Origin of the sequence: Pseudomonas sp. PS02303 (assembly GCF_029959925.1) — a bacterium.
GTDB classification, from domain to species: Bacteria; Pseudomonadota; Gammaproteobacteria; order Pseudomonadales; family Pseudomonadaceae; genus Aquipseudomonas; species Aquipseudomonas mandelii.
In genome coordinates, this window is sequence record NZ_JASCOM010000286.1 from 1 (window position 1) to 7,081 (window position 7,081).

The 7,081-nt window shown below is 60.9% G+C and carries 5 protein-coding genes; 2 read left to right on the top strand and 3 right to left on the bottom strand.

Going from position 1 to position 7,081, the window contains the following annotated elements; genetic code table 11:
* Positions 1-91: 91 nt before the first annotated feature.
* The 3 genes from QMX98_RS30450 to gap form a co-directional block, all read right to left on the bottom strand.
* Complete coding sequence (locus QMX98_RS30450) at positions 92-2,230, bottom strand: methyl-accepting chemotaxis protein (protein WP_282411863.1); 2,139 nt, start codon at positions 2,228-2,230, stop codon at positions 92-94.
* A gap of 287 nt (positions 2,231-2,517) precedes the next feature.
* The gene (locus QMX98_RS30455) at positions 2,518-2,982 is read right to left on the bottom strand and encodes a methylglyoxal synthase (protein WP_282411864.1); all 465 of its coding nucleotides are present in this window, start codon (positions 2,980-2,982) and stop codon (positions 2,518-2,520) included.
* A gap of 15 nt (positions 2,983-2,997) precedes the next feature.
* Positions 2,998-3,999: a type I glyceraldehyde-3-phosphate dehydrogenase gene (gene gap / locus QMX98_RS30460; protein WP_282411865.1), complete on the bottom strand. Its 1,002-nt coding sequence runs from the start codon at positions 3,997-3,999 to the stop codon at positions 2,998-3,000.
* 220 nt (positions 4,000-4,219) lie between these two features.
* Here gap and edd point away from each other — a divergent pair, with 220 nt between their 5' ends.
* On the top strand, positions 4,220-6,046 hold the full coding sequence (gene edd / locus QMX98_RS30465; RefSeq protein WP_010457401.1) for a phosphogluconate dehydratase: 1,827 nt from the start codon (positions 4,220-4,222) through the stop codon (positions 6,044-6,046).
* Positions 6,043-6,993, top strand: coding sequence for a glucokinase (locus QMX98_RS30470; protein WP_077748693.1), 951 nt, complete (start codon positions 6,043-6,045; stop codon positions 6,991-6,993). The genes edd and QMX98_RS30470 overlap by 4 nt, the downstream gene beginning before the upstream one ends.
* The last annotated feature ends 88 nt before the right edge of the window (positions 6,994-7,081 follow it).

A 7,081-nucleotide genomic window follows, 5' to 3' on the forward strand; every position in this document is an offset into this window, starting at 1 on the left:
AGGCTTGCCCGCGAAGAACGATAATGCGGTCTATCTGAAAACCGCAGCGCTCCCTTCGCGGGCAAGCCTCGCTCCTACAGGGCTGTGGCTGTTACACCCGGAACTGATCCATCAATTTCATCTGGTGGGTGGTCAGCGAGTTGAGTTGGCTGCTGATCTGCGCCGATTCGGTGGCCTGGCCGGTCAGGGTTTCGGTGACGGTGCGGATCGCCGAGACGTTACGGTTGACCTCTTCGGCCACCGCGCTCTGCTGTTCGGCGGCGCTGGCGATTTGCAGGTTCATGTCGCTGATCACGGTGACCGCGTCGCTGATTTTGCCCAAGGCCTGGACCGCTTGCTGGATCTGTCCGGCGTTGCTGTGGGCCTGGGTCTGGCTCGAATGCATGGTGGCCACCACGCCGCGTGTGCCGGTCTGGATGCGCTCGATCACGACGCGGATTTCTTCTACCGAGTCCTGGGTGCGTTTGGCCAGGTTGCGCACTTCGTCAGCCACCACGGCAAACCCGCGACCGCTTTCGCCGGCACGGGCCGCTTCGATCGCCGCGTTGAGGGCGAGCAAGTTGGTCTGTTCGGCAATGCTGCGGATCACTTCCAGCACCGAACCAATCTGCTCGCTGTTCACCGCCAGCGCCTCGACTTCGGTCACAGCCTTGCTGACTTCGTCGGCCAGTTGATTGATGTCGCGGGTGCTGCGCTCGATGATCGACATGCCATCGCGCGCTGATTGATCCGCACCTTTGGCCGCATTGGCCGCGTTCGACGCACTGTTGGCGACTTCGTGGGCGGTGGCGCTCATTTCGTTTGACGCTGTGGCGACCTGGTCGATTTCGCGGAACTGCACCTGCATGCCTTCGCTGGTCTGACGGGCGATTTCCGAGGATTGGTCGGCGGTGCCACGAGCGTCGGTGATGCTTTGTTTGATCTGCGCGATGGTCGGTTGCAGCTTGTCGAGGAAGCGGTTGAACCAGCTGACCAGTTCGCCCAGTTCATCTTTTTTGCTGTAGTGCAGGCGTTGGGTCAGGTCGCCGTCGCCGCTGGCAATCGCCTTGAGCATCTCGGCGACGCTGTTGATCGGCCGGGTCACGCCGGACGCGGTGAGCCAGATCAGCAACAGACCGATCAGGCCGGCCGCGACAGCCACCAGCACCGCTTTGATCGTGCCGCTTTGCTGGGCGTCATCGAGCACCGCTTGCAGCTTGACCGAATCGGCCAGCAGCACTTGCTTGGGCAGGTCAATCACCACGCCCCAGGCTTTGGAGTCGCTGATCGGGCTCACCGGGTACACCGCACGAATCACATCGCCTTGTTCGAGGATCTTCGGCGTGCCTCCGCTGAGCAGTTGCAGGATGTCCTTGCCGTCAGCGCCGAGGGTCGCATCAATGCCTTTGCCGACCTTGCTCGCATCGACGCTGTAACCAGCCAATACACCGCTGCCGGAGACAATCAGCATGTGCCCGGCGCTGTTGAACAGGTCACGCTGGGAATCGACCGCGGCCGCTTGCAGGGCGTCGAGGGCGATGTCGATACCGACCACGCCGATGGACTTGCCGTCCACCAGCAGCGGGACGGAAATGGTGGTCATCAGCATCTCCTTGCCGCCGACGGTGTCGGCATACGGGTCCAGCAAGCAGGTGCGTTTGCTGTCGCGAGGGCAGGTGTACCAGCTGTTGTACGGCGTGCCGCTGAGGCTCAGGGTGGTTTTGGTCATGTCGTCTTCGACCATGATCGTGTTGATCCCGGCCCCACCGGCACGGCTCCAGTAACTGGCAAAACGCCCGGATTCGTTGGACTGGCGGGCCGCATCGTTGGCGAACTCGCTGTCCTTGCCGTCCAGGCCGTTGGGCTCGAACGCCAGCCAGATCCCCAGCACTTTGCTGTTGCGCTCAAACGCGGTTTTCAGGCTCTGGTTCAACTCCTCACGCAAGGCCCCGGCCTCAAGCGAACGCTTGGCGGCCATGGCGCGCATGTCCTTGATCTGATCGGCCAGGGCAGTCACCACCAACAGGCTTTCACCGAATGTCTTCTGCACCCGCACCGCTTGCTCGGCGGCCTTGGCCTGGAGCAGGTCCTGCACGCTGGTGGTGAGCATCTTGCGGCTGGAGGCGCTGACCAGCTCATCGTTCTGGTTGGTCTGGTAGAAATTCATACCGACGATCAACGCGACCACGCCAAGCAGGCACAGGCCGGACAGCAAGACGATTTTCAGACGGATAGAGAGAGAGTCGAACATAGGGCGAACTCGCGAAGGGATGAAGTGTTGGCTGTGGGCCGATGTCGACCCGGTTCGCCAAGTCCATTCAGCGCCATTCAATGCACATCGGCGTGGGACGAGGATGCATGATGGTGGCCCCGACGAACGGTAGGGGTTGAACGTTTGCGCGGAAAAATCTGCCGAAAACAGGGCTTAAAACGGGGGAAATCGCGGGGAAATTCCGGGGCTGGCGTACCTGATCCTTCTTGAACGGACGATGATGTCCATTATCCGTTCAAGGGATCAGTGATGGATCCGAAAGCGGTTCAGGCGCGACCCAACAGATAGGTTGCGTAATCGGGGATGCGGTGAGCGTGAGCCTGCTCCATCATCGGGCTGCTGAGCAGGTAGTCGGCGCTGCATTCATTGCATGCCACCGGAATGTTCCAGACCGCCGCGACCCGCAGCAACGCCTTGATGTCCGGGTCATGGGGTTGCGGTTCGAACGGGTCCCAGAAAAACACCAGCATGTCGACCCGCTGCTCGGCAATGCGCGCACCGAGTTGCTGGTCGCCGCCCAAGGGGCCGCTGATCATGCTTTCCACCGGCAGGCCCAGGCGTTGTTGCAACAACAGCCCGGTGGTGCCGGTGGCGACCAGTTCATGTTGCGCAAGCTTGTCCTTCTGCCGCTCGGCCCAGTCCAGCAAAAATACCTTGCAGTGGTCATGGGCGACCAAGGCGATACGCTTGCGCGCCGCCATGGTCTTTTGCGTGAAGCTGATACCGATCATCGGTTTAGCTCCCCGTTACTCAGCGTTGCACAGCGCCAGGCAGTTATCGAGCATGCGGTTGGAGAAGCCCCATTCGTTGTCGTACCAGGCCAGTACCTTGAGCAGCTTGCCGCTGGACTTGGTGTGGTTGGCGTCGAAGATCGACGACAGCGGGTTGTGATTGAAGTCGCTGGAGACCAGCGGCAGGGTGTTGTAGCCGAGAATCTTCGAGTGCTGGGCGGCTTCTTTGAGCAGTGCATTCACTTCATCGGCCGATGCTTCACGCTTGAGCTGCACGGTCAGGTCCACCAGCGACACGTTGATCACCGGAACACGTACCGCCATGCCGGTCAGTTTGCCGGCCAGTTCCGGCAGCACCAGGCCGACCGCTTCAGCGGCGCCGGTCTTGCTCGGGATCATGTTCTGGGTGGCCGAACGGGCGCGGTACGGGTCCGTGTGGTAGACGTCGGTCAGGTTCTGGTCGTTGGTGTAGGCGTGGATCGTGGTCATCAGACCGCTTTCGATGCCCAGTTCGCGGTGCAGCACCTGCGCCACCGGGGCCAGGCAGTTGGTGGTGCACGATGCGTTGGAAATGATCTGGTGCGATTGGCGCAGAATGTCGTGGTTGACCCCGTGGACAACGGTGGCGTCGGCGCCTTTGGCCGGGGCCGAGATAATCACTTTGCGCGCGCCGGCCGTAATATGCGCGGCGGCTTTGGCACGGTCGGTGAACAGACCGGTGCACTCGAACACCACATCAATTTTTTCCGCGGCCCAAGGCAACTCGGCCGGGTTGCGGATGGCACTGACGGCAATACGGTCACCGTTGACGGTCAGGCTTTCCTGATCGTGCTGGACATCGGCGTCGAACGTGCCGTGAACGGTGTCGTACTTGAGCAGATGAGCGTTCATCGCGCTGTCGCCAAGGTCATTGATGGCAACGATCTGCAGATCCTGGCGATAGCCTTGGGTATACAGTGCGCGCAGGACGTTGCGGCCAATTCGGCCAAAACCATTGATTGCGATTCGAAGAGTCATTTAACAGGGCCGCCGTCGTTTTGTTGTTGGAATTACAAGATTATTCGCATAAAAATAGAAAACAAGCCTTTTTAATGGCAATATTTTGTTCAATCTACAACGAGTGACCTGAATCAACTGGTCCGACCGATCAAGAAAACCGTCTGTCATCCCATCGACACCGGCTCTTGCTCAGCATAGACAATCAGGTCGCCACATCCGTTAGCCTGGAGTTCTACACATGCATCCCCGCGTCCTTGAGGTCACCGAACGGCTTATCGCCCGTAGCCGCGCAACCCGTGAGGCTTACCTTGCGCTTATTCGCGATGCAGCCAGCGACGGTCCGATGCGCGGCAAGCTGCAATGCGCCAACTTCGCCCACGGCGTGGCCGGTTGCGGCACTGAAGACAAGCACAGTCTGCGGATGATGAACTCCGCCAACATTGCGATTGTTTCGTCATATAACGACATGCTCTCGGCGCATCAGCCTTACGAAGTCTTTCCTGAACAGATCAAAAAAGCCCTGCGCGAGATCGGCTCCGTCGGCCAGTTCGCCGGCGGCACCCCGGCCATGTGCGATGGCGTGACCCAAGGCGAGCCGGGCATGGAGCTGAGCCTGCCGAGCCGTGAGGTGATTGCGCTGTCCACCGCCGTGGCGCTGTCCCACAACATGTTCGATGGCGCGCTGATGCTCGGCATCTGCGACAAGATCGTCCCGGGCCTGATGATGGGCGCACTGCGTTTCGGTCATCTGCCGACGATCTTCGTCCCCGGCGGGCCGATGGTCTCGGGCATTTCCAACAAGCAGAAAGCCGATGTGCGTCAGCGTTATGCCGAAGGCAAGGCCAGCCGCGAAGAGCTGCTGGAATCGGAAATGAAGTCCTACCACAGCCCGGGTACCTGCACTTTTTACGGCACCGCCAACACCAACCAGTTGCTGATGGAAGTCATGGGCCTGCACTTGCCGGGCGCCTCGTTCGTCAACCCGAACACCCCGTTGCGCGATGCCCTGACCCGCGAAGCGGCGCATCAGGTGACGCGTCTGACCAAGCAGAACGGTGACTTCATGCCGATCGGCGAAATCGTCGACGAGCGTTCGCTGGTCAACTCCATCGTGGCGCTGCACGCCACTGGCGGATCGACCAACCACACCTTGCACATGCCCGCCATCGCCATGGCGGCCGGCATTCAACTGACCTGGCAGGACATGGCCGACCTCTCCGAAGTCGTGCCGACCCTGAGCCACGTCTACCCGAACGGCAAAGCCGACATCAACCATTTCCAGGCGGCGGGCGGCATGTCATTCCTGATCCGCGAACTGCTGGAAGCCGGGCTGCTGCACGAAAACGTCAACACGGTGCTGGGCCACGGCTTGAGCCGTTACACCATGGAGCCGTTCCTCGAAAACGGCGAGCTGGTCTGGCGCGAAGGCCCGATCGAAAGCCTCGACGAAACCATTCTTCGCCCGGTCGCGCGTGCGTTCTCGCCTGAGGGCGGCTTGCGGGTGATGGAAGGCAACCTCGGACGTGGCGTGATGAAAGTCTCCGCCGTTGCCTTGGAAAACCAGATCGTCGAAGCGCCAGCCATGGTGTTCCAGGATCAGCAGGACCTGGCCGACGCGTTCAAGGCCGGTTTGCTGGAGAAGGATTTTGTCGCGGTGATGCGCTTCCAGGGCCCGCGCTCCAATGGCATGCCGGAGCTGCACAAAATGACGCCGTTCCTCGGCGTGCTGCAGGATCGCGGCTTCAAAGTCGCGCTGGTGACCGACGGGCGCATGTCCGGCGCGTCGGGGAAAATCCCGGCAGCGATTCATGTCAGTCCCGAAGCTTATGTCGGCGGTGCTCTTGCGCGGGTGCAAGAGGGCGATATCATCCGCGTCGATGGCGTCAAAGGCACCCTGGAGCTTAAGGTGGACGCCGAAGAGTTTGCAGCGCGCACCCCGGCCAAGGGCCTGTTGGGCAACAACATTGGCAGCGGTCGCGAACTGTTTGGTTTCATGCGCATGGCCTTCAGCTCCGCAGAGCAGGGCGCCAGCGCCTTTACTTCTGCCCTGGAGACGCTTAATTGAAACTGGCTTTGGTCGGTGACATCGGTGGGACCAACGCACGTTTCGCGTTGTGGAAAAACCAGCAACTGGAAGCGATCCAGGTGCTGGCAACGGCCGACCACGCCAGCCCGGAAGAGGCGATTTCCCTCTATCTGGGCGGGCTTGGCCTGGCGCCGGGTTCGATCGGCTCGGTATGCCTGTCGGTGGCCGGCCCGGTGAGCGGTGATGAATTCAAGTTCACCAATAATCACTGGCGGCTCAGTCGCAAAGATTTTTGCAAGGCATTGCAGGTCGATCAGTTGTTGCTGGTCAATGATTTTTCGGCGATGGCGCTGGGCATGACCCGTTTGCAGCCGGGTGAGTTTCGGGTGGTCTGCGAAGGCACGCCTGAGCCGCTGCGGCCTGCCGTGGTGATCGGTCCGGGCACGGGGCTGGGTGTCGGCACCTTGCTGGACCTGGGTGAAGGCCGTTTTGCCGCCTTGCCAGGGGAGGGCGGTCACGTCGATCTGCCCTTGAGCAGTCTGCGTGAAACCCAACTGTGGCAACACATCTTCAATGAGATCGGGCATGTCAGCGCTGAAACGGCGTTGAGCGGCAGCGGTTTGCCGCGGGTCTACCGGGCGATTTGTGCGGTGGACGGTCATGAGCCGGTGCTCGATACTCCGGAATCGATAACCGCTGCCGGTCTTGCGGGTGACCCGATTGCGCTGGAAGTGCTGGAGCAGTTCTGCTGCTGGCTCGGTCGTGTCGCCGGCAACAACGTGCTGACCACGGGGGCTCGCGGTGGCGTGTATATCGTCGGCGGAGTGATTCCGCGGTTTGCCGATTTCTTCGTCGAAAGCGGTTTCGCCCGGTGCTTCGCCGACAAGGGTTGCATGAGCGATTACTTCAAAGGCATCCCTGTGTGGCTGGTGACGGCGCCGTATTCCGGGTTGATGGGTGCGGGTGTGGCGCTCGATCAGGCCTGAAATGCGATCAACCTGTAGGAGTGAGCCTGCTCGCGATAGCGGTGTATCAGTCAACCAATGCGTTGAATGTAAAACCGCAATCGCGAGC

Excerpts from the sequence above, each read along its gene's own strand:
- QMX98_RS30450 (WP_282411863.1), bottom strand. The coding sequence starts at position 2,230 with ATGTTCGACTCTCTCTCTATCCGTCTGAAAATCGTCTTGCTGTCCGGC.
- QMX98_RS30455 (WP_282411864.1), bottom strand. The coding sequence starts at position 2,982 with ATGATCGGTATCAGCTTCACGCAAAAGACCATGGCGGCGCGCAAGCGT.
- gap (WP_282411865.1), bottom strand. The coding sequence starts at position 3,999 with ATGACTCTTCGAATCGCAATCAATGGTTTTGGCCGAATTGGCCGCAAC.
- edd (WP_010457401.1), top strand. The coding sequence starts at position 4,220 with ATGCATCCCCGCGTCCTTGAGGTCACCGAACGGCTTATCGCCCGTAGC.